This window comes from Brevibacillus brevis (assembly GCF_001039275.2).
GTDB classification, from domain to species: Bacteria; Bacillota; Bacilli; order Brevibacillales; family Brevibacillaceae; genus Brevibacillus; species Brevibacillus brevis_C.
In genome coordinates, this window is the sequence record NZ_CP030117.1 from 4,064,576 (window position 1) to 4,089,334 (window position 24,759).

Sequence of the window (24,759 nt, forward strand, 5' to 3'; positions counted from 1 at the left end):
CTATGCTCCTCCTCCATTGTCGTGTAAAAACTTTTGTCTTGTCTGTCAGTCGTTTTTACACGTTTTGATATACGATCTTCCCATCTACCAGCGTCAGGGTCGGCCAGCCTTTGCATGCCCAGCCTGCAAATGGTGTGTTGATTCCTTTACTTGCGAATGTGCTTGGGTCAATTGTTTTTTCCGTTTCCAGATCAATCACAGTCAGGTCTGCTGGTGCGCCTACTTCCAGGCGTCCGTATGGCAGTTTGAATGCTTCTGCTGGCTTCACGGTCAATAGTTCAACCAGCTTCTTCAAGGTCAGCTCTCCCGTTTGAACGAGATTTGTGTAGAGGAGCGGGAATGCTGTCTCCAATCCGACGATTCCGAATGGTGCGCGGTTTATCCCGTTTGCTTTTTCCTCTTGGGTGTGTGGAGCATGGTCTGTGGCGATCATATCGATGGTGCCGTCTTTCAATCCCGCAATCAGTGCAGCGCGATCCTCTCGAGAGCGCAGCGGCGGGTTCATTTTCCAATTCGTATCCAGATTGTCCGGGATATCCTCATCGCACAGCAAGAGGTGGTGCGGACTGACTTCACACGTTACATTTACGCCAGCGCGTTTCCCGTCTCGTACCAGACGCACCGACTCTTTCGCGCTGATGTGGCATACGTGGTAGTGCACACCTGTCTGTTCTGCCAGCAAGATATCGCGACCAACATGGATGGATTCTGACTCAGAAGGAATTCCAGGGAGACCGTGTCGAGCTGCTACCACCCCGTCATGCAAAGCTGCTCCCGGGATCAACAGGTCTTCGTCTTCACAGTGAGCGACAATTGCGATACCGAGCTCTGCTGCTTTTTGCATGGCCGTTTTCATCATCGCTGTTGATTGCACACCCACACCATCATCTGTCAGCGCGAAGATTCCTGCTTCTTTTAACCCAGCGAAATCCGTCAGTTCTTTTCCCAATTGGCGAACAGTGATCGCACCATACGGGATCACGCGCGCCATACCAGCCTCGCTCGCTTTGTCCAAAATGTAGATCACTGTCTCGACACTGTCGATGGAAGGTCGTGTGTTCGGCATGCATGCTATTGTTGTAAACCCGCCTTGTACCGCTGCTTTTGCCCCTGTTTCGATCGTTTCTTTATGTTCAAAGCCTGGCTCACGCAGATGTACGTGGACATCGATGAGACCCGCGCTAATCATACCGCCATGGCAATCGATCCATTCATGCCCCTCGCGATCGAGCGTTTCCCCCATCGCTGTGATTCTTCCCTTTTCCACCAATATTTCCATCGGGGTGAGTTCCCCCGCCTGATTTAGTACGTTGCCGTTGCCAAGGATGATTCCCATGTCATTTCGCTCCCTTTCAAAAGAGTTTCTAGAACTGCCATTCTTGCTGCGACTCCGTTGGTCACTTGGGTTTGGATCAAGGACGTTTCGCATTCTACCAAATCGGTATGAATCTCAACCCCGCGATTGACGGGTGCCGGATGCATGATAACTGCGCCGGACTTCATCATTTTGGCTCTTTCCAGAGTGAGCCCGTGTGCCTTGTGGTACTCTTCCTTCGATAAGTAGAGGGACTCCGCATGGCGCTCCAGCTGCACACGCAGCATCATGACCACATCTGCGGTTTGAACCGCTTCTTCCATTTCCACGATTTTGACACCTTGCGGGATATGTGCTGGCATCATCGTAGCTGGGCCTGAGAGCAGCAGATTCACGCCGAGCTTCGGCAACGCATGCAGGTGAGAACCAAGCACACGGCTGTGGCGCAGGTCTCCGATGATCGCTACCGTGAGACCAGAGAGCTTGCCAAACTGCCTTTTCATGGTCAAAAGATCGAGCAGGCATTGAGTCGGGTGCTCATTCGTTCCATCCCCTGCGTTGATCAGCTTCAGGTCTACGCTTTCAGCTAACTCTTGCAGCAGGCCTTCCTTCTTGGTGCGGATCACGGCTGCTTCCACGCCCATTGCTTCCAAGGTGCGGATCGTGTCATAGACCGTTTCGCCTTTTACGGTAGAGGAGGTTTCCGGTATGAAGTTCAAAACATGTGCGCCCAGTCGCTTTTGTGCTACTTCAAAAGAGAAGCGAGTTCTGGTGCTGGCCTCGAAGAACAGATTCGCGACAAACCGTCCGCGCAGGATATCCGCTTGCTCAGTTGGTCTGGCAGCCCAATACTCTGCTCGCTCGAGGAGCTGGATGATCTGTTCTTTCGATAAGTCTTTGAGGCCAATCAGGTGCGCTACATTTTTCATCATGAATCCCTCCGATTCTTTCATGTTAAAAGAAAAAGCTTCTTGGCATCGCTTTGCATCTGGAGGCAAGCGAGACAAGAAGCTGGTTGAGTGCCTTTTTTGGGCAGCCAAAACAGCGTTCTTTGCCTTGCCAGCCTCTCTGGACTGGATTTAAAGGATTGGGAACGTTTAGGCTATTTGTTTTTGTTCTTCGTGGTGCGCATCTCCCATCGCAGACTCTTTTCCTGGAAGGATCAGGTGCAGAATGATTCCCAGGAAGGTAGAGAGTGCGATATTATCGATGGTCAGATCGTTCAGGAAAGCGATACCTGTACCTGCAAAACTGATTTTGTATCCGCCGATTCCCGTCACCAGGATGACCGCTGCGAGAATCATGTTGCGCTTGTCTGCAAAATTCACTTTGTGCTCGACGTACATCCGCAAGCCTTGTGCCGCGATGATACCAAACAGGATGATGGAGACACCGCCAAGTACCGGTGTTGGGATCGTCATCAAGAAGGCACTGACCTTACCTGCGAAGGCAAACATAATCGCGAGAACGGCTGCGAAACCGATGACGACGCGGCTGTATACCTTTGTAATCGCAAGGACTCCGATGTTCTCACCGTACGTCGTTGCAGGTGGACCGCCCATAATCGCAGCGAGTGATGTAGCAACCCCATCCCCAAGTAAGCTGCGGTGCAGTCCAGGGTCTTTCATCAAATCACGATCCATAACTTTACTCGTTACCAGTAAGTGACCCAGATGCTCTGCCAGTGTGACGAAAGCGACTGGTGCGATAACCAGGGCAGCGATCCATGCGCTCGGATTCGCCATTGCACTCGTCACCTCTGCGAATTTGAAGTGGGAGGTAAACATTTCACTGAATCCAACAACCCAAGGAGCATCTTTCACTGTTTGAAAATGAATCAGATCAGGGTGACGCAGCAGTGTGTATACATAACCTGAAACCATTCCGATCAAGATTGGGATAAGACCAAGGAAACCACGCAACATGACCGCTGCAAGAACTGTTATGACCACAGTAACGAGCGAGATTTCAATGGAAGTCAGTGACATTTGCGATTGACCGTCTACAGTGACTTTCGTTGCCATGTCTACTGCTACACCAGCCAGGCTCAGACCGATTACAACGATGACGGATGCGATGACAACTGGTGGCAGTACCCGATCGAGCCATTTGACTCCTGCCTTCTTCACGATCCCGGCGACGATGATGTACACAATCCCGGAAAGGAAGCAGCCTAAGAGTGCCGTCCCTACGCCATGCGATTGACTCACGACGATAATCGGACCAATGAAGGCGAAGGAAGAACCGAGATAGTTCGGAAGCTTTCCTTTGGTGATCCACAGGAACAGGAGTGTCCCGATCCCGCTCGCCAAGAGGGCGGTTGCAACATCCAGACCCGTCAAGATCGGTACGAGTACAGTCGAGCCGAACATCGCAAACAAATGTTGAATACTAAGTGGCAGCAATCGCGAAATATGTGGTGTTTCGTCTACATCGATGTAATTTTTTTGGCTCATGCCTGTATGCCCCCTGTGTTGTTTCTTTCATTCAAAAAGCTTCTTTTTATACAAAAAACCTCTTTGTGCGGACACAAAGAGGCTAGCTTCGCCATGCTCATGGGAAGTTTCTTGCCTCTTGCCGACCTCACGGGATCGTTTTTAAAGAGGAGATATTTTATTTTTACAGTAGCTGTCGGATGGACACAATGTCCATAACGTCCACTTCTGCCAATTGTACATCGACAATTTCCGTTCGAGCAGTTGGGAGGTTTTTTCCGACGAAGTCAGGGCGGATTGGCAGTTCGCGGTGACCGCGATCAACCAGAACAGCCAGTTGAATCATTCGTGGGCGACCGTTGTCAATCAGTGCATCCAATGCGGCACGCACGGTTCTTCCTGTGTAGAGAACATCATCCACCAGAATCACAGTCTTGCCTGTGATTTGATCCGGGAGCTTGGAGCCTTGCAAAATGGCATCTTCGGACTTGTGTTGCAGATCGTCACGATAGAACGTAATGTCCAGCTCACCGACTGGGACTTTCACATTTTCAATCATTTCGATTCTTTCCACAAGACGTTGTGCGAGGTAGATCCCTCTGGTCTTAATACCCACGATAATGAGATCCTCGACGCCTTTGTTTCGCTCGATAATTTCATGTGCGATTCGAGTGAGCGCGCGGCGGATTGCCGCTTCATCCATAATGACGCTTTTGTTGATCATCTCAATATCCCCCTTCTCGACGGGAACAGTGGACCTTACGAAAAAAGGCTCCTTGTCAGGAGACAAGAAGCCCTCGGACAAACTGACCGGACTGTAAGAGTCCCGCCTGTTTGTCATTCCGTGCCCTTGCCAGCCTCACTGGACTGGATTTAAAGGTTCCATTCGTCATGTAGAATTATGTCACGATTCTGGACGGGTGTCAATGCAGCCCAAAAAAGTCTAACTATTCCCAATAGACGCTGACCCAGGGTGGCAAGTAATTCGCATAATACCCAATGTCTCCTGTAATGTCTTTGATCAGCTCGACTTGTTTGTCCGCATCCTCGCCAATTCCTTGGATAAACAGGGAGCCATGCTCCGCTCGATCCAAACGCAAGAAAAGTAGCAGTTTCCCATCTGGAGACGGTGCAGGATAGTAGTCTGCTGTATGCGCTTCCCCTTTTGTCACCTGCTGCTCTGCTCCACCTGCGGACCGTCGCCAGATGCCTTGTTCCGGTACCATGACCTTTTTGGGATCATACGAATACGCTGTAGCCAAGCCTCTAGTGAAAAGCAGCGTGTACGGAGCTTTTGGAATCCATACCGGATAAGTGTCTACCACCACTGGACCAGGGCTGACTGTTTTGACCTTTCCTGCTCGATCGGCCAGCTTCACCTGCTTGTTAGTCGTGGCGATTCGGTCAGTGCCATCGACAAAAGCGAGCTGTTCGCCATTTGGTGTCCAGGCAAGCCAATCAGGATAAGCCAATCCAGTACCGAGCACTATTGGCTTTTTGGCAGGCTGTGTCAAATCAAACTGTTGAATAGGTACGCCATCAGCAGACAAGGAGCCGGAATTATACCGGACAAAGTAGGCCACAGCCTTCCCATCCGGGGATACTTGTAAGCCTGTCGCTGCCCATGGGTAGATACCTTCCTCCACTTTTGGCGGTTCTGCAATCGGGTAGGCAGCCAACGTTTTACCTGCAAGCGTGCGCAAGGCCAGCGTCATCGGCTTATTTTTTTCGGCAGGTAGCGAGACAAGCATGGTTTCCCCACCTGGCATTCAGGCAAAATCTGCGAAATCAGCCTTCGTTGTACTTTGCAAGGCTAATTCTCCCTGCTCATGGACGTCTTTTACTATCAGCAATGGTCTTGGCGCTTCATTACTACCGATATTTACCGTGTACGCTAGCTTGTTCGCTTTCGGGGACCATTTTGGCGTTTCAAAAACCGCTCGCTCGTCTACCTGCACAGCTTGGCTGCCGTCAGCTCTGACGATCCACACGTAGCCTGGTGTCGAGTAATTGTCGTTGCCTTTGTATTTTACGAACAGGAGCCACTTGCCATCTGACGACCAGCCTACGATCTGTGCATAGCCATCCTTGGTGATTTGCATTATCTTTCCCGTCGCATCCCGTCCATCCACCAAAAACAAATGCTGGTTGCTCGTAAATGCAATTTTTGCCGGAACGCTTATTTCCTTGTTCACACGCTCTGGCTGTTGGCTTTGGGCTGCCACCTTTGCTTCACCGTTTGCTGTGACAAGTACAACCAAAAGGACAAAAAGGCTGATCCGCTTCCCCCATTTTCCGTTCACATGCATTCACTCCTTACACTCTCTATTGAATGATAAAAAACGCCAGAAGAAAGTAATAAGCTCTCTACTAGCGTTTTCCAATCCAACTGCCATTATGTAAGTATCATAGGAAGACTGGCTGCAACAACAAAAAACGATTGCCATACAGATCCTCGAAAACAACCTCAATGCCATACATCACTTCGCTTGGTTCACTCACAAACTTCACGCCACGTTGACGCAGTGTTTCGTATGTAGACCCAAAATCATCCGTCTGCCAAACCCACATTGGATTTTTGCCGACCTGACGAAGCATTTCCTGCGCAACGTCTTCCCGATGCCAATGGGTAGGGTCATGCAATACGATCTCTATCTCCTCCCCTGGAAGACCGACAGTGAGCCACCGAGAACCATCATCCATACGAGAATCCATGCGTTTTTCAAAACCGAGTTTTTCCGTGTAAAACCGCAATGCCTCTTCACAATCGTGAACGTACAGCGTCACATGCGCTAATCTTTTTAGCACAGCTATTCCTCCTGTTCTCTTACGCTTGTCTGAGAACTTCGATGACGTCAAGCATTTCCTTCGGCATTGGTGCTTCGAACTCGAGCTGTTCTCCGGTACGGGGATGGATGAAGCCCAGTGTTTTCGCATGTAGAGCTTGTCCATCGAGCTCCAACGTATTTTTCGGACCGTATTTCGGATCGCCCGCCAGTGGATAGCCAATGTACTTCATGTGTACGCGAATTTGATGGGTACGTCCTGTTTCGAGTTTCAATTCCACCAACGTGTACTCCTTGAAACGCTCCAGCACGATAAAATGCGTAACAGCCGGCTTGCTGTTTTCAAAGACGACGGCCATTTGCTGGCGATTTTTCGGATCGCGCCCGATCGGCGCTTCAATCGTTCCCATTTCATGCGGGATGACACCATGAACAATCGCGACATACTTCCGGTTTACCGTATGTGCTTTCAATTGTTCAGCCAAACCCATGTGAGCCTTGTCGTTTTTGGCTACCATCAACAGGCCGGATGTATCCTTGTCAATGCGATGCACAATTCCCGGACGCAAAACGCCATTGATTCCGGACAAATCCTTGCAATGAGCCAAAAGTCCATTAACGAGTGTCCCACTGTAATGACCAGGAGCAGGATGCACGACGAGACCACGTGGTTTATTCACGACCACGACATCGCTATCCTCGTATACAATATCAAGCGACATCTCTTCTGGCTGGATCGCCATTTCTTTTGGCGGCGGAACACGGAGGGTCACTTCGTCCTCTGCCTGCAGCTTGTAGTTGTTTTTGATCGGTTCACCATTTACAGTGACACGGCCTTCCTTCACCCAAGCCTGCACCTGTGAACGGGACCAATCTTCATTTTGCAGCGTGATAAACTTGTCGATGCGCTCGCTCGTATCTGCTGGCTCTACCGTCCAATCGTAACGTTCAAATAATTGCGTGTCATTCATGTATGTTCTCCACCTATCCGAGCTTTCCCACTATTATTCTCATGACTATCTGTTTTTCTTCCCATCCAGAAAAACATCGAGAAGCAAAATCCCCACACCAATCGTGATGGCCATATCAGCCACGTTAAAGATCGGGAAGTTAATCAACGTAAAATCGAGAAAATCTACAACTTGACCGGTCATCGCACGATCAATGAAATTCCCGACGGCTCCACCCAAGACCAATGACAGCGCCAACGATGCACGAGGTTGTTTTTTTCCCAAGCGAATCAAGGAGATGACAATCCCAATCACAACGATAGTGGTGATGACAATAAAAAACCAACGTCGATTTTGCAGGATGCCAAACGCCGCTCCCATGTTTCGATGGGAAGTTAGATGAAATACGTCCGCGATCAAAGGAATGGATTCTCCCAATTCCATATACTTCACGACTAAATACTTTGTAAACTGATCAAGCGCAATAATTACTGCCGCAATGAGATAGTACAACAATGGAATGTCCTCCTTATTCTGCTTCGACCAGCAACTGTACAAACACAATGTCAAATGATCATTTTACCAGAGACAGCCTAGGTGAACAAGCGCTTTCCTTTTTTGTACAGTCGATAGCCTTTGCGTACGCCTTCCAGCATCCACAATGGGATTTTCCATCCACGATCCTTGATAAATGGCAGATACACCTTGTAATACGCCTTGCGTAAATCACGCCATTTCGTGTCTGTATCATTGACATAGTAATCCGATACGTCAATCAGATAACCTCGTCCCTGATCCATTAACACATTTTTCCCATGGACATCGTGCGGAAACAACCCCTTCCTGCGCGCCTCTTCTAGCGCTTCCTCCACGTCTTCAATCACCTGCGGAGGAATCGGAATACCAAAGCGAACACAGTCAAACAGGGGGATACCGTTCATCCGCGTAATGACCAAGTATCCTTCCCCATAATCATAACAGATGGGGAAGGAACGAGTCTCCCCAAGCTTGCGATAGACTTCGATTTCCTGTTCGGCTCCTGGTCTTCCAGGTGCGTACAGCTTGATCACTACCTTCGGATAGTCCGGGTGGGCAAATACGGCAGCATAATTGCCGGTACCGACCAGCTCCCACGGGTACGGCGTGTGGTGCACGACGACTGGGTCATCCGGTGACAGACTCTCCACTTGAACTTCCTGTAAAAAAGCTTGCAATATATGCTGATCGATCCGCATCGTTTCTCATCATCTCTCATCAGTTACCGACTTCGAACTACGTTAAAACAAAATTAATGAAGGTTCATCTACTACGATCATTCAGACACTTCCTATAAGGGGCAAAAAATCCTTTACACTGGTGAGGCCAGGAAGTCCTGTCCGATTCCAATGAAAGGATTGCATATGGACAAGAATACCTCATTTTTTTGATTTGGTAAATGGGTAGTGAATGTCCACCAATCATACCTGTTTGATGTAGTGTATAACGAATGATTCTATCTGATTCATTTAGAAATACGTCGTTGGTACGTTGCTGTAGTGCTGGGGAGGAAATAGGAGAAAACGCTCAGATTCTAGGTCCACCCTCTGTGGGATTGACTGCCCGGCTCCATGAAAAAAAGTGAAACCCGCGTCCAAAGTCGTCCATTCTAGGGGTATCTCAGAGGTGGACGCTAAGGGCTTGTTTCCCTTTTTTTCATTGCGCCTCGGTCGGTGTCCCTAAGATCTTCGCTTTTTTCTCCTGTTTCCTCTACGAGCTTTCCGTGTTAAACGGGTTTTTAAATCCTTAAAAGATTGAAGAATGTAACAAGTTACGACAGAGAAGAATATTTCCAGACGTAGCGACTTGTGGAGTCCGACCCAGCGGAGAAGGGATGAGCGGGCAAAAGAAACGCAACGTGCCCACGCGACGTAGCGGCTACCACTTTTGCGTTTCCCCGCGAATCCCTTCGGAGCGGACAGTCTCAGCCCCCAGCAGGACGGAGCCTGGAGCCTAGACTGGAAATATTCTTCTCTTCACCGCAGCCACATAACAGAAGCCTTTAAAAAAAGAAGAACCTAGCACATCCATGCAGGCTCTCCCCTTCGGAATCTACACATTAATTTCCAAAAACCATTCATGAATCGCATCTTGAAGCTTCTGTAAAGCCGTCGCATTCGTTGCTTCACAATAGATGCGTACCAACGGTTCTGTGCCAGACGGACGGATCAAGACCCAATGTCCTTCCTCGAGCAACAGCTTGACCCCGTCCACTCGTTGAATCTCCAAAACCTGATAAGGGCCAATGAGTGCAGGTGGCTTGGCGATCATTTGCTGTACCCATTGATCTTTTTCCGGCAATTTCATATCAAGCCGCGTATGGAACAGCTCGCCGAACTGCTCGTATACATCTCGCAATATTTGATCGATTCCTTTGTTTTCATACGCACACATCTCGGCGAGCAACAAATTGATGAGTACGCCGTCCTTCTCCGGGATATGACCGAGAATACTGGCCCCGCCACTTTCTTCTCCGCCGATGAGCACGTCACCTTTGCGCATTTCCTCCCCTACGTACTTGAAGCCGACCGGCGTCTCCACCAGTTCAAGACCATAATGCTCAGCCATCCGATCCAATAGATGCGTGGTTGCTACTGTTCTGACAATCCGTCCGGTCAAGCCACGATTTTTTCGCAAATGATAGGTTAGGAGCACGAGTGCTTCGTTTGGCGTGATGTACTGTCCGAAGCGGTCGACGACTCCGAAGCGATCCGCATCTCCGTCATTGGCAAGACCAAGAGAGGCTTGGCGTTCTACAACCTCTTTTTTTAGTAAATGCAAATGCTGATCGTTTGGCTCGGGCAAATCTCCTCCAAATGCCGCATCCGGGACTTCTCGGATTCCGACGTTTTTCACCCCCACCTCTGATAAAAAACCGCTTACATACCCCATACCTGCACCATGCATGGCATCGACAACGACGGACAAGGAAGCGTTTCGCAAAACATCCATGTTTATCATCCGTCTAAGATGCGCCTCGTAATGAGGACGCAGCACAATGACTTGCAGCAGCTTGCGGGCCTTTGCTTCCGCGAGGGAAATCGTGCGTACCGATTTCGTCTGGCAGGTTTCGGTGATCCACTCTTCCAATCTTTGCGTGATCGCAGGCGTTGCAGGTCCAGCATACTCTGGAATGTATTTGATGCCGTTATATTCGGGTGGATTGTGACTGGCCGTGATCATGATTGCGCCACTCGCTGCAAAATGCTTCACGCCAAAGGCTACGGCAGGCGTTGGTGCAGCTTCGTTCACCAAATAGGTACGAATGTCATTTGCGGTCAGGACTGCTGCAACCTCCTCCGCGAAGCGTCTCCCCAAAAACCGCGTGTCGTGCCCGACCAAAACAGGCTGCTCCTGTTGTCCGATTTCTTTGGTATAGCTGGCGATGGCTTGTGCGACAATGCGGACATTCTCGACAGTAAAGCCATCTGCGATTATGTCACGCCAACCGTCCGTACCGAAACGGATCGTTGTCATCTCCTCATCTCTCCCCTCGTTACCGCAACTCATTCACCTTTTCCAAATAACGCAAAACAGTGGCAACATAAGTAGCATGCGACCATGTCAGCGGTGCAACGGATACGGGAGCACCTGTATACGGATCGAGCTGTTCGGATAGCACGCCACTTTGTAGAGCATGGCGTACGACCCAGGCCAGTCTGTTCTTTGGCTCTTGGAGTTCATCGAGTGATTTTGCTTTGGCAATTTCCCAATCAGCCACCCATAAGGTGCAAATGATCCATGGATTTCCCGGCACCTTCGCCGTGTCATGTGATTTTTTGAAATAGTAGTCCCCTTGATAGCGAGCAATTCCACCGATCGAAGTATCTACCCGCAAACTCTTTTTGACAGCTTCCATGGTCCGCTCCACTCTCGGATCATCTACAGAAAACACATCAAGCGCAAACAAGGCGAACAAGCTGCTCTCCACCGTGAAATCTTTTTCGATACTCCCATCTGATCTTACATAAATCCCACGCAAAAAACGCCCGATTTCAGGGTCGTACAGATGTTTTTCCATTGCCTCACGAATGCGCTCTGCCCCTTCTGCGTAGCGTTTGTACCGCCGATCATCCCCGAACAACTGGGCGAAACGAGCCGCAGCCATTAAGCCTGCAAAAACCGTAGCACTGGTAAACGTAAAAATTCCCCGTCGCTCTTCCCATAAGTCGTAGCTTGGTTTTGGGAGCTGTAGCTCTGGATGGACATACGCCAGCAAAAAGCGAGCTGCCGGACGAACCAGCGTGGGATAGAGCGCCTGGCAGTCTTCAATTTGCTTGCCGCTCTTGTATTGCTCCCAGAGCGCGTACAGCACGAGCGCCGTCTCATCCTCCTGAATCGGGAGCTGAACCTCTCCGTCGACCATATACGGATGCCAACTGGAGCCGACAGACCCGTCTGGATTGTACTTGTGTAGCAAATACCCTTCCTTATTCAAGGCGTCCGCGCAAAATCGGAAAAATGGTGCGACCACTCCCGTATAGCCCGCTTTCGCCATCGCACTCGCAATTAATGCCCCATCTCTTGGCCACATGTAGCTGTAATGGTCGCGATTGAATTGGAGAATATCCGAGTCATTCGCAGCGAGAATAGCTCCGTTCTGATCAATTTGCGTGCGCACGAGAAGCAAGCTGGTCTTGTACAGATTGACAACCTCTGCCGGAAGATCAGCAAAGTCCCGCTCTTCTTTATTGACCCAACGCTGCCAATACACCGCGACCCGACTGAGCAAACGTTCCGGATCACTTTCAAGTACATACTGGTTCAATACTTTAACATCCTCATACGATTCACCAATGCACATCCAGTAAAAGAGTGCCTTCTCTTCTTTGGGTTGCAGGATGAGGGAAAAAGAGATTGTACTATCTACGGAGCCTTGTGCAATCGGATTTCCGGACAAAAGACCATCCTCCGCGTCCCTCCAGGTCCCCTCCGCATAGTTGAACCGCTTGATCCCGACGCTATATTGATCGATCCCACCCGTATCCGTTTTTCCATTCGCCATGATGTACACATTGCGCTTGTAGTGATAAATGGTGCGCAGGATGGGCTCAAAAACAGCGGTATCCCCTACCTCCGTCTCATTCAAGCTGAAATCGTGATTAAAAAACAGCCTGACCTCCCGCACCTCGCTCGTCAAATTCCGAACGCACACCTTTTTCAAGTAAATCGGATCTCGCTGATGCACCCCATCTGCAATTTGCAAGGAGATGCCCAGATGTTCATGATGCGCATGAACATCTGTCACCAAAGACTCCTGTCCGTATCCGAGCTTCCGCGTCCAGCCGTCTTCATCCAGCCAGGAAAAACGACCTTGCACCCATATCCCTAGCTTGCTAAAGTGTCCCCCGACATGATTTAGCTGACCAACATACGGAAAATAGAGATCTCGCATGTGCAGCTTGTCATCAAAATTAATCAGCAGTTTTCCGTTCCCGACGACGAGCGGTCTCGGCATGCCTTCACGTCCTTTTCGTTATAGGCTGTCGATCTCTCTCTTTTCGTGAAACTGATATTCGGCAATTCGCCTCGCGTAGGAAGAAGCAAGCGTAGCTGCGGTCTCTGCCGTCGCCCCTTGCGAAATCACTTTTACGTGCGAATCCTCTGAATCAGGTAAAATCAGCACCCAGCCGTTCGAATCGTATACCTTGATTCCATCGACGAGCTCCAGCAGCTTGCCTTTGTTTTCTTCCATCACTCTGCGCATGACCTTCCCTTTTGCTGCCCATGGACAAAAGACAGTCTTTTTCTCCATATGACAAGCTGGCAACAGATCAAGCAAAACGCTGAGCGGTTTTTCTTCAGAAGCGAGATACGAAAGAATTCTCATGAGGCTGTACACAGCATCAAACATCGGATGAAAGCGCTGCTCGCTCGATACCTCCATCATGGAACGTGGAGAGACCTTGGTCCGTACAACCTCCATTTGCAATAGCTGGGCCATATGCTCCAATTCAATCGGTGCACTCACAGGAAGACCGATGCGCCGGTGCTGACCACTGCAAGCCAGCAGTTGCAGAGCCGTGATCTGTTCGTTTGCGAGCTTCTCTCCCTGCTCGGTAAACAAGGTAAATTGCTCGCCATTTTTATCGAGTCGAACCCCTAAATCCGCTCCCTTTTTACGAATACCTTCTTGTATGGAACTGTAATGGGCACTGACTCCCAGTGCATGCATGAGTGGCGCAAGAAAAGTCGGAAAAAAACGCTGTTCACAATCGATCAGCAGATGGAAACGCTGACGCTGGATGGACGATACATTCAACTGCTGGACTAAAGCGTGAAGATAAGCTTCTTGTACTTGATGCTCGACTTTCAGTGCTCCCAATCGATTCAGGTTGCGAACATACGTCTCTTGCCAGTAAGCATTCTCAATTTTGCGTTCCCTATCACGAGAAATCGGCAAGCCCGCATGATCGATGAATTGGATGACAATCTCTTTATCATCGACTGGCTCTGCCATATAAATATGAATGCCGCCTTGGCAATCCAAGGAGCGCACGCCGTATCGAATCAAGGGGGAATTGCCAATCCCGAGATCGACTGTATCAATTCCGGAGGAGCACAAACTCGTCATGATGCTATGCTTCAATAGTTGAGCAAATGGGTGTGCGCATGCCGAGAGCGCAATTTTATCCCCCGCTTGTAATAAGTACGCGTAGGCAGCAGCAAGTCTTGTAACGAATTCGGGCGTGATGTCAACGTTGCCAATGCCCTTGATTCCATGCGTCCCAAACAAATTTTTGGTTTGCTTGGCACCGTAGATGAGAGAGGTGGTGACAGTCGCATTTTCCCCGACTTCCTTATCTGGCCAAATTTTGACCCCTGCCTTTACCACCGACTTCGCCCCAATGAGGCACTGATCTCCAATGACCGCCCCTTCCCCGAGTTGTACGCAATCTGCTATTCGGGTGTTGCGGCAGAGGGTCGTTCCTGTGATCTCTGTTTTTTTCCCAATGACACTGTTTTCCCAAATGATCGTCCTGGACAGCTTCGTACCAGAAGAAATCACGGTATTTTTCCCCAGAATGGAATAAGCACCAACGGCAACTCCAGCCTGCAAGTGTACATTTTCACTGATATAGACAGGGCCTTCCAAACGAACCGATGAATCGATGCGAACATCATTCTCCAAGAAAATGCGCGGTGCGATTTCCTGTGCTTTTATTTCGAGATGTACGCGTCCATCCAGCAAATCAAACTGGGCTTGCTGATAAACCTCCAAAGAGCCAATATCAGACCAATAACCGCTTGCCTCATATCCGAATAGAGGCTTTGCTGCTTCTAAAAAGGACGGGAAAATTTCCTTGCTGAAATCTACTTCCCGCTCTTCTTCTATATAAGACAAGACCTCGGGCTCGCAGACGTATATCCCGGTATTCACCGTATCGCTAAAAACCTCCGCCCAGCTCGGTTTTTCTAAAAAGCGGGTAATGCGTCCGCCCTCATCTGTCATGACAACTCCGAATTCCAGCGGTGTTTCTACACGAGTCAAAATCAACGTAGCCAATGCGTTATTTTGCTCATGAAAACGTATGGCTGCCGACAAATCGATGTCTGTCAACGTATCCCCACTGATCACGACGAAGCGCTCATCGAGAAAATCTGCGCAGTTTTTCACGCTGCCTGCCGTGCCCAAAGGAATTGTTTCTTCAAAATAGGCGAGCGAAACACCGTAGCGAGATCCATCACCAAACGTATCGCGGATGACATCAGGCAGATACTGGAGTGTCACTGCTATCTCTGTAATCCCATGCTTTTTCAATAGATCAATCGTGTACTCCATGCAAGGCCGGTTTAAGAGTGGCACCATTGGTTTTGGCGTATGGCATGTTAACGGACGTAGTCGTGTACCTTTTCCTCCAGCCATGATTACTGCCTTCATCTTCTTTTCTTCCTCCTTCATCGTTGCAATCTATGTTGTCATGCCGATTTCCGCGGGTACGCCAAGTGAACGGTATAGATCGATGGTTTGACTAGTCAGAAGAGTCCAGTTATAAAACTGTTTAACATCTCGCATAGCCGTCTGGGCCAGTTGATGCCGCTGATCAGGGTCGCGTAATAGCCAGCGGAGTTGATTCGTTAGCGATTCCGGGTCGCCTGTGTACATCATGGCGCCGTTTTCTCCATGGCGAACGATCTCCCTCAGCCCTCCCGTATCCGCAACAAGAACTGGCGTACCCAAAGCCATCGCTTCCAGTGCAACAATTCCAAAAGGCTCATACAAGCTCGGGAATACCGCCACATCAGCCAAGGCGAACAGCTTATTTCGCCTTGCGTCGTCTACAAAACCCAAGAAGTGGACTTGCTCAGAAAGTCCCATCTGATGAACCAACTGCTTCCACTCGTCTTGCATTGGTCCTCTGCCAGCTACAAGCAACATCACATGCGGAAACTCATTGCGCAGCCTTACCATGGCTTCCAACAATAGGTGAACACCTTTTTCCTGGACCAAGCGCCCTATAAAAAAGAGGACCGGTCCATCGCCTAATGCCAACTCCTGCCGAAGCTGTTCCCGATTTACATCCGGTAGGGGAATCAGATCGACACCATTGTGAATGACCCGCAATCGGGAGGATGGTGTTCCAAACAGCCGCATGACTTCCGACTCCATATACTTGCTGCAAACGATCATCGAGTCAGAGCTTTGTGTTAGCGTACGTTCACACTCATGAATCCTTTGCTGCAACGGTGTATGAATGCCTTGATGCCGACCATGTTCCAAAGCATGAATCGTGCTGACGAGCGGAAGAGAGTACCTCTGTTTCAGTTCGATTGCAGCCCAGCCGACAAGCCAATCGTGAGCGTGGATGACATCTGGTCGCACCCCGAGTGACCAGAGCTGGGAGGTAGCATCGACCATCGCCAAATTTAGTTGAAACACCCATGCCAGAAAGTCAGTTTGTTCGGAGGGTATGTACGTAGGCAAACGGTGTACGTGAACCCCTTCCATCGTCTCATCTATGGAGCATGAATCTGTTGCACGCGTCAGCACATGCACCGCGATTCCTTGCTGGACAAGATGCCTAGCGAGATCGTAGACAGCACGACCAAGCCCCCCTACCACATGAGGGGGAAATTCCCATGCAAGCATCAACACTGTTTTTGTCGAAGATTGATCTTGCGTAGCCGCAACCAATTGACGCGATACGTTCACTCTATGCGTTTGTTTAGGCAAATAGAACGTGATATCCAAGTCAGGAAAGACCGGAAAGTCAGCTTCTGCTTGTGTAATTGTCTCTTCATCCAGTTGATGCTCTCGATACATCGCCAAGAGGGCCCGCATGCGAACCAAGTGGTCATGAACGCGTTGCACTGCATACCGGGTGACCGTTTGACCATCTAAAATAAACGCCCAATCACTGCTTTGGGCCAGCATCAATTCGCGTGCAGCCTGCTTGAGGCACCGTAAAGAAAGCTGATCTCCTTTCTGCTCAGAAAAGGTCGTAATCGCTCCGATCAGTTCCCGCTCTGCTTGATGCAGATGCCTGTATATCCAGCCATTGTTCTCGTTCAGCCAGACTTCTCCGTAGCCATTTCTTCCCCATGTAGACATAGGCAAGTGACCGCGATCCTGCTCTGGATACTTCTCCAAATATTCTGATGGTGTCATTAATTTCACTTTTTTTGAATCACAAACCGTTTTCCGTATGAGGTCATCCAAAAACTGCGGACCCTCGAACCACCAATGCCCAAACAGCTCCGCATCATAAGTGGCGACGACCAACGGCATACGATCCATCCAGTGACTAGCTTCCTCCACTTGACGCTCTCGGTGATACAGGAAGTGTCCCGCATGTGACGCTGCTTTTTCCCGCGCCCAGCTTGGCTCATACCAGTCTTTATCCCCTTCTTTTCCGGTGATCCGATAGTATTTCAAACCAGTACGCACCCGAATGCCATCAGGATGGATGTACGGCTCGATGTAGCTCATCTCCCTTTCAAATCCAATATCCCGGTAGTATTCACGATAGTCATAGTCCCCTGGATATCCATCGTTCGAGCTCCATACCTGGCGAGAAGCTTCTTCATCTCTGGCAAAGGCAGCTACATCATGCGGCGTGAACAAGGGAGCGAACCCCCCTCTGCGAGGTAAAGGCGTCGCATGCTCTATCGTGTGACTGTCTACAAAGAAATACCGAAGCCCTGCCTCTTTCAGCAAGCGATCCAGTCCAGGTGTATACCCGCACTCTGGCAGCCAAATTCCCTTCGGACGCCTTCCCAGAATCCGCTCGTGTGTATCGATACCCACCTGAAGCTGAGCTCGAATCGCCTCTTCTGTTTCCACATAGGGCAAAAAGGAGTGTGTGGCTGCGCAAGTGATGAGTTCGAGGCATCCACTATCCGCGAAATGCCTAAAGGCCTTGATTAGTTGAAAATCCCACTTGCGGCAATAGGCAATGATGCTTCGAAAACGCTCCACGTACATTTTGGCGATACGGTGTTCTTGGGGTTGAGCTGCGGTTCGTTTGACTTCCTTCCCGGCCAATTCAACGGTCTTCGCTAGATGTGTGCGAAAGCGTGTCACGATCAGATCATCATCCAGCATGGAAAGTAATGTCGGAGAAAGAGCAAGGGTCATACGGAAAGCGATGCCGTCTGAGAGGAGCTTGTCGAAAACCATGAGCAAGGGAAGATAGCATTCCAGCATGGCTTCATACACCCAGCGCTCTTCCAGGCGATCGTCCCGATCCCCGTGTCGGACATAAGGCTGATGGGCATGCAACACGAGGGAGAGATAACCTTTGTGCACAAATGACACCTCACTTATTTGATGTTTTGGTATACAACGAGTAGGAGGAAAAGTTCTCAAACCAGGAGGGTGTAGCTGAATCGTGGACAGGCTCAACTAACGGCTCCCCCCAGCCAGCTTTTGAATTCTGCGGGGTAACTACCGTTTCCGAGCGTAAAATCGGACAAAACCGATTGTGTTCATATAAACCAAAATCAACAATGTATGTACGTCCTGGCTCTACATCTTTCACGTACCAGGAATGAGCCTCTTCATCTACGAGCACATCTCGGACGGAATGCGCATTTTTTCCATCAAATAACCGTTCCGTTACATCATACAAACGCAAGCCTTTCTGGATATGACGATAATCGGCTTGCAGGTACGATGCGACCATTCTCATGCGCGGCCAAGTGATCTCCCAATAGATAAATAACACAGTCGGTCCTTGTGTCATGACTTTGACAATGTCCCGACCATAAAACGCAGGCAATTGCCATTCTAATTCTGTTCTAGCGGGAGGTGGTGTCACTGGCTTCACACGGTCTTTTTGCAGGAGATACTTAACTTGACCGATCGTTAAACCACACTCTTTGGCAATTTGTGTAATGGACATGGATCGTGAACGCAGTTCGAGAATTTTTTCCAGCATCTTCTAGCACTCCCCTCCGCCAATTTCACCTATCTGTTCTTTCCCAATGTCAATCATAGCCAATGCTGCTAACAAAGACTGTCGAATGCTGGATGCACATCCCTTCTTCTTTTGTCGATCAACAATCAGGTTTTCGTCATAGGCAAACAAAAATCGCTCTCCTTTCATTCTTACAAAGCTACTTCTCTAGACATTCTTTTCTTTTTGCCAAATAGGAAAAAAGAGCCATATTCCCTCACCTTTTGTTTTATTTGTAAGGATTTTCATATTGGATACCGATACTATAAAATATTCACTTCTACTTCCAAAAAGACTGAAAAGGAGTCATAAAAGAAATGAATCATTCATGGATTAGCATGGTAACAGCAGGATCAATTGCAATTTCAACGGTAGCGGCAGGCTTGCCACTAGCAGCTCAAGCCAAAAGCACGCTGCCAAGCCCATCTCAAGAGCCCAATGATTCGCAGCTTGGTCATACACCGGTTCAGGAAAACATGTCGAAGAGTCAGTTGCGCCAAGCAGCCAAACAGGAGAAGTACAGCATCTCGCATCTGAAAACATTGGACAATTCAGAGCTTGTTGAATTGTTGAAGGAAATCAGTTGGACGCAAATCCCTGAGCTGTTTACTTACAACGACGACACCCAGGAATTTTATGAGGATCGGGAGCGTGTTCAGGCCATCATCGATGCCTTGCAAGAAAGTGGTAAGAACTTTACCAAGGATGACGAGCAAGGCATACATACATATGTAGAGGTTTTGCGTTCGGGTTATTACTTGGGGTATTACAATGATGAATTAAAATATTTGATGGAGCCAAAGTATAAGGAAAAGATTATTCCAGCACTTCAAGCAATAACTACCAATCCCAATTTCACCTTAGGTACAAAGACTCAAAATGAAATCATTAGTTCTACGGGAAAATTAATCAGCAACACGACTGTTGATTCTGAGACAATCGGCCTTCTGTCAAAAGTAATGGAGGACTTTAACGACAATCGGGATAAATGGTCAGATGATCGCGAAGCAAGCGAGGCCTTTTACAGCGTCCTCCAAGGTGTTGGCTATGTTCTGATTTGGGGAGTCGCTGATTCAGAAAGAGATGAGCTGGAAAGCAACATCGATGCATTTCTCGACCCCATTTTTGACATGGCGGAAAATGGTGAGACTTCCGCTGATCACGTATGGTTAACGAACAATGCCTTGTATTACACAGGGAAATTGGGAAGCTACTACAGTGATCCAGACAAAGCCAACGACATATTGACGAAAGCGATGAAAACTTATAAAAAGTGGAGCGAGCCATACTTCACTGCCGCGCAACAAATCGCGGAAACATATGGCGAGGATGCCAATGGTAAAAAAATCGACCTCGAGGAAATGAAAAAAGAAGGGAAAAAGCATTATCTTCCACAGCAATTTACTTTTGATGACGGAGCGGTTGTGTTCAAAACGGGAGATAAGCTAACAGAAGAACAGGTTGAGCGCTTGTATTGGGCATCTAAGGAAGTGAAGGCACAATTTCATCGTGTCATCGGGAATGACAAGGAGCTTGAGAGCGGTAATCCGGATGATGTACTGACCATTGTCATCTACAATACGCCTGATGAATATAAAATGAATCGCTTCTTGTACGGATACGACACAGATAATGGTGGTATCTACATTGAAGGTACAGGTACTTTCTTCACCTACGATCGGACAAAAGAACAAAGCATTTACAGTCTGGAAGAGCTGTTCCGTCATGAATTCGTCCATTATTTGCAAGGCAGATATGAAGTGCCGGGCATGTGGGGACAGGGAGAGATTTATGAAAACAGCCGCTTGCCTTGGTATGAAGAAGGCGGAGCTGAGTTTTTCGCAGGTGCTACCCGAACAGAAGGAATCAAGCCTCGCCAATCAGTTGTAGGCAATATCCGAAATGCATCGCCTTATCTCGATTACACAGCAGCCGATATGATGCGTGCCAAATACGGAACCCTGGCATTCTACGACTATTCATTCGCGCTTCAGTACCATCTGTTCAAGAATGATTTTGCTCGTCTGGATAAAATCAATGATACGATCCGTTCCAATGATGTATCTGCCTATGATGACTTGATCGAAGATTTCAGCCGTGATCGCGCTCTTGAACGTGGCTATCAAGAAACCTTAGAAGAATTGATCGACCAATATGAAGAGTTGGATGTCCCTCTCGTTTCAGATGATTACTTACAAAAAGTGGACGTAACGAGCAAAGAAGAGGTTTATCGTAAAATCGCAGAGGCTGCCGCTCTGACCGATGTAAAAACAGATGAAAAAGACTCTGGAGAATTCCGCAGCTTCACGTTGCGTGGGGTCTATACGGGAGGAGCTTCCCAAGGGGAATATCAGGATTGGCAAGAAATGAACCGCCTCACAGATGGATTCCTCAAGGAGCTATCGGATCTTTCCTGGAATGGCTATGACACGGTTACGAGCTACTTCACCAATTATCGTACGACAAAAGATGGACGATTTGCCTATGATGTCGTGTTCCACGGGAAGCTGGCTCAAGAAGATGGCTCCGAAACGGAACAGCCAAATCCAAATCCTGAGGAATCGTCTATTTCATTAGGTAAGCCGATCACCGGTATCATCCATCCACAAAAACCGAATCAGGAGTTCCGTCTCGATGTGAAATCAGCCCAACAGCTTCAAGTTGAGATGGAAACGAAGCAAGGGGATGGCGTGGCGTGGCTTGTATTCCATGAGTCCGATAGAGAGAACTACATCTCCTATCCCACCAAGCGTGAAGGTAACAAGCTGATCGGATCATTTGATGCGAAACCGGGGACTTACTATGTGACTGCTTATACGTATCGTACAGAGCAAGTGGACCAACCGTTTACGTTATTGGTTACGGGTGAAGATCGCCCGCAAGAGCAACTCTATCAAGAAAACGAGAGCAATGATTCTCCTGAGCAAGCAAATGGTCCATTGCCGATAGGTACGACTGTTTCAGGTGACATGAAAGGAAACGACTGGCAAGATATCTTTGCCTTCCAAGTAGATAAGCCAGAAGAAATACGTATTTCTCTGAATCCTCAGCAGGGACAAGGTGTGACTTGGATGCTATTCCACGAGGGAAATCAAGATCAGCCTGTAGCGTACCCGCAAGAGATAGAGGGAAATCTGCAAAGTGCCCATTATCAAGTAATGCCTGGCCGTTACTACTTGTATGTGTACAAATATCAAAATGAAGACGTGGTGTATACGGTAGAGACCAAGCAGCGCTAATTTGCAAAACAAAACCACCCCCAAACGAGCTGCAAAAATCGTTTGGGGGTGGTTCGTTTCTCCTATTTTTTTACAGTTATCGGCGCTTTGTAATTCGCCCAGAGCCCCCTACCTTCGTTCGTGGAGGCGATTTACTTTTCGGCGGGGAAAAGCTCGAGCGTTTGGATGAGACAGATCCACTCGACTTCGACGATTGTCCGCTGGAGGAACGAATAATTTTACCTGAACTACCGCTGGAAGATGACTCCGCCTGCTTCTTGAAAAGGCTGCCGTCAGAGCCTACCGTACCATCCGTGTTCTTCGCATTACTCCGTTTGAAAATACTTCCCGTACCCTCTTTGGTGATCGGCGGCGCAACTTTTTTGTCCTCGATTGTGGGCACGCGATACGTTCCGGAAGGCTTGTAAATATCCTTGCTAGAGTAGCCACGATAGCTACCCTTTGTACTTTTCTTGAGCCCGTCGAACAAATCATCCAGTACGCTGGCTACAATGTATCCCTGCAAAAACGAAGAATCGTAGTTTTGCCGGACGTACTCTTTGCTATCGACCTCGATCAACGTATCCGTCGGCTTGGCAGCGTCTTGCTGCAAATGGTATATCTCGTCCGGATAAATGAGGAACATATGCTGCGGATCTTCTTTGGAGATTTCATCTGGCGTATTCTGCTCCGCCAGCTCCAAGGCTACTTCCGGTACAGTCTTGTCTTCCGCACGATAGATGCGTGACGACTGTCCATTGTCCTTGGTTGAGACAGATTCAAGCGGATATGTCTCGCCAACCGCAGGACTGCCACAACCCGCTAGCGTAAGGAGGAACAACGCCGGAATCAGCAGGAGCTTGATTGATTTCATCCATGGATTTGGCATGTACTTGTCCCTCCTCTCTATGTGCCGCGCAGTACCTGCACATCCGCTGGCAGAACACTTTCTCCCTCATAGAGCATGAAACGGCCATCCTGCCACTCGATTCGCAGCAATTGGCGCTGATCCGATTGGAATTGCCAGATGTACTGCTCCCCTGAAGTGTGAAAGGGCGCTTTCCCCACAGTATGGACGGAGCCATTATATTGCTCCTCCAAATGGTAGGTGACGTCGTCCATCTCAATTGTGGTGGGTACTTCGTCTATTGAATCCAGTCGTCCATCAATCACGCTATACAGATGATAGACAATCTTCTCCCGTTCCTCGATGTACAGGTAGCGAATAGTCGTTCCATCCTGCAACGTAAGCATCGTGGCTTTGCGACTCGCATTGCTCGCCTTCCCGATTACTTGATAGGTAACAAGCGATACATCGACCACATCACCCGGTCCCACCGTCAGGATGCTCTTCTCCGGTGCAGGAGGCTCATGCTTGGCAAAAATGTTTTGGATTCGCTTCATCAAACTCATGCTGTACTCCCTTCCCTTTCACGTCTTACAGACATGCAGCCAAAATCAAGGCACCCACGAGATGGAATGAACCAGCCATCATGGCATGTGCCACTTTTCCTTCCTGCGTCCCTTTTTCCAGGTCCAGTCCGGCTACTTGCTTTAACAGCCATTCCACGATTCTCTCCAAAAGGAACAGAATGATAAATGAGAGCACAGAAACGAGCAGCGCTGTCCACAATAGGTTGGAGGTAATGATAGATTGCGATAAGATATATCCTTGCGCAAACAGCTTCATGACAAAACGCGTCGTGACCGCGATGTTTCCATTTTTGATTTCCGTGATGTCCTTGTATTTCGTAAACAATGAATCAATCCACATCAAAACAAAAAGCAAAACGCCGCCGGCTCCTGTCCAAACCAGCATCCCTAGTATTTCTGTCCACGTCAAAGCGAATCACTCCACTTTCGTCAAGGTGTGTAAGGTCTGAAAAAAAGGGAAACCGCCTGAAGCGGTTTACCCCTCATATTTTTTCATCAGAGCAGCCAGTTCGTCCTCAACGGCTTGATCCTTATTCAGCTTTGCAATTTCATCATCTAAAGAGCTCTGTTTTTTGTAAATCTCGCCGCTTGCTTCTGCTTCTGCTTCCATTTGCAGTGCTTTTTCTTCCATGCGTTTCAAGCCAGACATAGCCGAGTTCGTGTCGAAGCTACCCATCGCCTGATTGATCGTCTTTTGCGCTTTAGCTGCATTGACGCGGGCAACTAATGTTTCACGCTTGTTTTTCAGCTCGGTTATCTGTTTTTTCATTTCAGCCAGCTTCTCGCGCAATCCATCGGCTGCCAGCTTGTTTTTCTCGTAGCTGTCCTTGTATTCGTTCATTTTTTGCTCGGCGGCTTTCTTTTCTTCCAGAGCTCGTCGAGCCAGATCGATATTCTGAGCTTGTGCTGCAATATGAGCTTGCTCATCACGCTTTTTCACCAAGGCTTCCTGTTCTTCGTACAGCACCTTAAATTTCTTTTCCAAAGCAATTTGGGCGGCAACCGCTTTTTCTGCTTCATTCAAGTCTTCTTGCATATCACGCAAATACTGGTCTGTCATTTTGATTGGATCTTCTGCTTTCTCAATCAAAGCGTACAAATTGGACATGGTCAAATCACGCAGTCTTTTAAAAATGGACATGGATTATTCCTCCTTAAGTACGTGCTAGGTAGTTCGGCCTAAATG

Annotated in this window: 22 protein-coding genes; 2 read left to right on the plus strand and 20 right to left on the minus strand. The window is 48.7% G+C overall.

The annotated features are described in order from the left end of the window. Positions 1-55: 55 nt before the first annotated feature. On the minus strand, positions 56-1,336 hold the full coding sequence (locus tag AB432_RS19515) for a dihydroorotase (protein ID WP_048033694.1): 1,281 nt from the start codon (positions 1,334-1,336) through the stop codon (positions 56-58). Next, positions 1,303-2,244 (minus strand): aspartate carbamoyltransferase catalytic subunit, encoded by a 942-nt coding sequence (locus tag AB432_RS19520; protein ID WP_048033695.1) that lies wholly within the window; start codon positions 2,242-2,244, stop codon positions 1,303-1,305. The genes AB432_RS19515 and AB432_RS19520 overlap by 34 nt, the downstream gene beginning before the upstream one ends. Positions 2,245-2,266: 22 nt before the next feature. Here AB432_RS19520 and AB432_RS31335 point away from each other — a divergent pair, with 22 nt between their 5' ends. Then, the gene (locus AB432_RS31335; RefSeq protein ID WP_256434910.1) at positions 2,267-2,398 is read left to right on the plus strand and encodes a hypothetical protein; all 132 of its coding nucleotides are present in this window, start codon (positions 2,267-2,269) and stop codon (positions 2,396-2,398) included. A 14-nt stretch (positions 2,399-2,412) separates the two neighbouring features. On the opposite strand, the gene AB432_RS19525 is transcribed toward AB432_RS31335, so the two are convergent. The 14 genes from AB432_RS19525 to AB432_RS30850 all read right to left on the minus strand — a co-directional run bounded on the left by AB432_RS19525 (position 2,413) and on the right by AB432_RS30850 (position 19,053). Then, positions 2,413-3,771, minus strand: coding sequence for a solute carrier family 23 protein (locus AB432_RS19525; RefSeq protein WP_048033696.1), 1,359 nt, complete (start codon positions 3,769-3,771; stop codon positions 2,413-2,415). Positions 3,772-3,934: 163 nt separating this feature from the next. After that, entirely contained in the window at positions 3,935-4,474 is a 540-nt protein-coding gene (gene pyrR, locus AB432_RS19530; RefSeq protein ID WP_007728461.1) for a bifunctional pyr operon transcriptional regulator/uracil phosphoribosyltransferase PyrR, read from the minus strand. Positions 4,475-4,697: 223 nt separating this feature from the next. Next, complete coding sequence (locus tag AB432_RS31140) at positions 4,698-5,501, minus strand: hypothetical protein (protein ID WP_235617503.1); 804 nt, start codon at positions 5,499-5,501, stop codon at positions 4,698-4,700. An 18-nt stretch (positions 5,502-5,519) separates the two neighbouring features. Next, positions 5,520-6,053 carry a TolB family protein gene (locus tag AB432_RS31145; RefSeq protein ID WP_235617504.1) on the minus strand — a complete coding sequence of 178 codons (534 nt, stop codon included), beginning with the start codon at positions 6,051-6,053 and terminating at the stop codon, positions 5,520-5,522. Positions 6,054-6,156: 103 nt separating this feature from the next. Then, positions 6,157-6,558 (minus strand): VOC family protein, encoded by a 402-nt coding sequence (locus tag AB432_RS19540; RefSeq protein ID WP_048033697.1) that lies wholly within the window; start codon positions 6,556-6,558, stop codon positions 6,157-6,159. Between the two features lie 19 nt (positions 6,559-6,577). Beyond that, on the minus strand, positions 6,578-7,507 hold the full coding sequence (locus AB432_RS19545) for an RluA family pseudouridine synthase (protein ID WP_048033698.1): 930 nt from the start codon (positions 7,505-7,507) through the stop codon (positions 6,578-6,580). A gap of 45 nt (positions 7,508-7,552) precedes the next feature. Next, a complete protein-coding gene (gene lspA, locus AB432_RS19550) occupies positions 7,553-8,002 on the minus strand; it encodes a signal peptidase II (RefSeq protein ID WP_048033699.1) in 450 nt (149 codons plus the stop codon). Between the two features lie 77 nt (positions 8,003-8,079). After that, positions 8,080-8,721: a serine/threonine-protein kinase gene (locus AB432_RS19555; RefSeq protein ID WP_048033700.1), complete on the minus strand. Its 642-nt coding sequence runs from the start codon at positions 8,719-8,721 to the stop codon at positions 8,080-8,082. A gap of 853 nt (positions 8,722-9,574) precedes the next feature. After that, positions 9,575-10,999, minus strand: coding sequence for a phosphoglucomutase/phosphomannomutase family protein (locus AB432_RS19560; protein ID WP_048033701.1), 1,425 nt, complete (start codon positions 10,997-10,999; stop codon positions 9,575-9,577). Between the two features lie 19 nt (positions 11,000-11,018). Continuing rightward, on the minus strand, positions 11,019-12,980 hold the full coding sequence (locus tag AB432_RS19565; protein WP_048033702.1) for a glycoside hydrolase family 15 protein: 1,962 nt from the start codon (positions 12,978-12,980) through the stop codon (positions 11,019-11,021). An 18-nt stretch (positions 12,981-12,998) separates the two neighbouring features. Further along, positions 12,999-15,404 (minus strand): sugar phosphate nucleotidyltransferase, encoded by a 2,406-nt coding sequence (locus tag AB432_RS19570; protein ID WP_048033703.1) that lies wholly within the window; start codon positions 15,402-15,404, stop codon positions 12,999-13,001. A 30-nt stretch (positions 15,405-15,434) separates the two neighbouring features. Continuing rightward, positions 15,435-18,272, minus strand: a complete 2,838-nt coding sequence (locus tag AB432_RS19575; protein WP_048033704.1) for a 1,4-alpha-glucan branching protein domain-containing protein — start codon at positions 18,270-18,272, stop codon at positions 15,435-15,437. A gap of 10 nt (positions 18,273-18,282) precedes the next feature. Beyond that, on the minus strand, positions 18,283-18,903 hold the full coding sequence (locus tag AB432_RS19580) for a DUF4912 domain-containing protein (RefSeq protein WP_048033705.1): 621 nt from the start codon (positions 18,901-18,903) through the stop codon (positions 18,283-18,285). Between the two features lie 3 nt (positions 18,904-18,906). Further along, positions 18,907-19,053 carry a hypothetical protein gene (locus AB432_RS30850; protein WP_201265897.1) on the minus strand — a complete coding sequence of 49 codons (147 nt, stop codon included), beginning with the start codon at positions 19,051-19,053 and terminating at the stop codon, positions 18,907-18,909. Between the two features lie 185 nt (positions 19,054-19,238). On the opposite strand from AB432_RS30850, the gene AB432_RS19585 reads away from it, so the two are divergent. Continuing rightward, positions 19,239-22,160, plus strand: a complete 2,922-nt coding sequence (locus AB432_RS19585) for a collagenase (RefSeq protein WP_048033706.1) — start codon at positions 19,239-19,241, stop codon at positions 22,158-22,160. Positions 22,161-22,236: 76 nt separating this feature from the next. Here AB432_RS19585 and AB432_RS19590 read toward each other — a convergent pair whose 3' ends face one another. From AB432_RS19590 to AB432_RS19605, 4 genes are all read right to left on the minus strand, one after another. Further along, complete coding sequence (locus AB432_RS19590) at positions 22,237-23,028, minus strand: DUF4247 domain-containing protein (protein WP_048033707.1); 792 nt, start codon at positions 23,026-23,028, stop codon at positions 22,237-22,239. Between the two features lie 17 nt (positions 23,029-23,045). Further along, positions 23,046-23,552: a DUF4178 domain-containing protein gene (locus tag AB432_RS19595; RefSeq protein WP_048033708.1), complete on the minus strand. Its 507-nt coding sequence runs from the start codon at positions 23,550-23,552 to the stop codon at positions 23,046-23,048. A 25-nt stretch (positions 23,553-23,577) separates the two neighbouring features. Continuing rightward, positions 23,578-23,982 carry a DUF350 domain-containing protein gene (locus tag AB432_RS19600; RefSeq protein WP_048033709.1) on the minus strand — a complete coding sequence of 135 codons (405 nt, stop codon included), beginning with the start codon at positions 23,980-23,982 and terminating at the stop codon, positions 23,578-23,580. Positions 23,983-24,048: 66 nt separating this feature from the next. Continuing rightward, a complete protein-coding gene (locus tag AB432_RS19605) occupies positions 24,049-24,714 on the minus strand; it encodes a PspA/IM30 family protein (protein ID WP_048033710.1) in 666 nt (221 codons plus the stop codon). Positions 24,715-24,759: the final 45 nt, after the last annotated feature.

Coding starts and splice junctions, on each gene's coding strand:
- AB432_RS19515 (WP_048033694.1), bottom strand. CDS start 1,336: ATGGGAATCATCCTTGGCAACGGCAACGTACTAAATCAGGCGGGGGAA.
- AB432_RS19520 (WP_048033695.1), bottom strand. CDS start 2,244: ATGAAAAATGTAGCGCACCTGATTGGCCTCAAAGACTTATCGAAAGAA.
- AB432_RS31335 (WP_256434910.1), top strand. CDS start 2,267: ATGTTAAAAGAAAAAGCTTCTTGGCATCGCTTTGCATCTGGAGGCAAG.
- AB432_RS19525 (WP_048033696.1), bottom strand. CDS start 3,771: ATGAGCCAAAAAAATTACATCGATGTAGACGAAACACCACATATTTCG.
- pyrR (WP_007728461.1), bottom strand. CDS start 4,474: ATGATCAACAAAAGCGTCATTATGGATGAAGCGGCAATCCGCCGCGCG.
- AB432_RS31140 (WP_235617503.1), bottom strand. CDS start 5,501: ATGCTTGTCTCGCTACCTGCCGAAAAAAATAAGCCGATGACGCTGGCC.
- AB432_RS19545 (WP_048033698.1), bottom strand. CDS start 7,507: ATGAATGACACGCAATTATTTGAACGTTACGATTGGACGGTAGAGCCA.
- AB432_RS19555 (WP_048033700.1), bottom strand. CDS start 8,721: ATGCGGATCGATCAGCATATATTGCAAGCTTTTTTACAGGAAGTTCAA.
- AB432_RS19560 (WP_048033701.1), bottom strand. CDS start 10,999: ATGACAACGATCCGTTTCGGTACGGACGGTTGGCGTGACATAATCGCA.
- AB432_RS19565 (WP_048033702.1), bottom strand. CDS start 12,980: ATGCCGAGACCGCTCGTCGTCGGGAACGGAAAACTGCTGATTAATTTT.
- AB432_RS19570 (WP_048033703.1), bottom strand. CDS start 15,404: ATGAAGGCAGTAATCATGGCTGGAGGAAAAGGTACACGACTACGTCCG.
- AB432_RS19580 (WP_048033705.1), bottom strand. CDS start 18,903: ATGCTGGAAAAAATTCTCGAACTGCGTTCACGATCCATGTCCATTACA.
- AB432_RS19585 (WP_048033706.1), top strand. CDS start 19,239: ATGAATCATTCATGGATTAGCATGGTAACAGCAGGATCAATTGCAATT.
- AB432_RS19590 (WP_048033707.1), bottom strand. CDS start 23,028: ATGCCAAATCCATGGATGAAATCAATCAAGCTCCTGCTGATTCCGGCG.
- AB432_RS19595 (WP_048033708.1), bottom strand. CDS start 23,552: ATGAGTTTGATGAAGCGAATCCAAAACATTTTTGCCAAGCATGAGCCT.
- AB432_RS19605 (WP_048033710.1), bottom strand. CDS start 24,714: ATGTCCATTTTTAAAAGACTGCGTGATTTGACCATGTCCAATTTGTAC.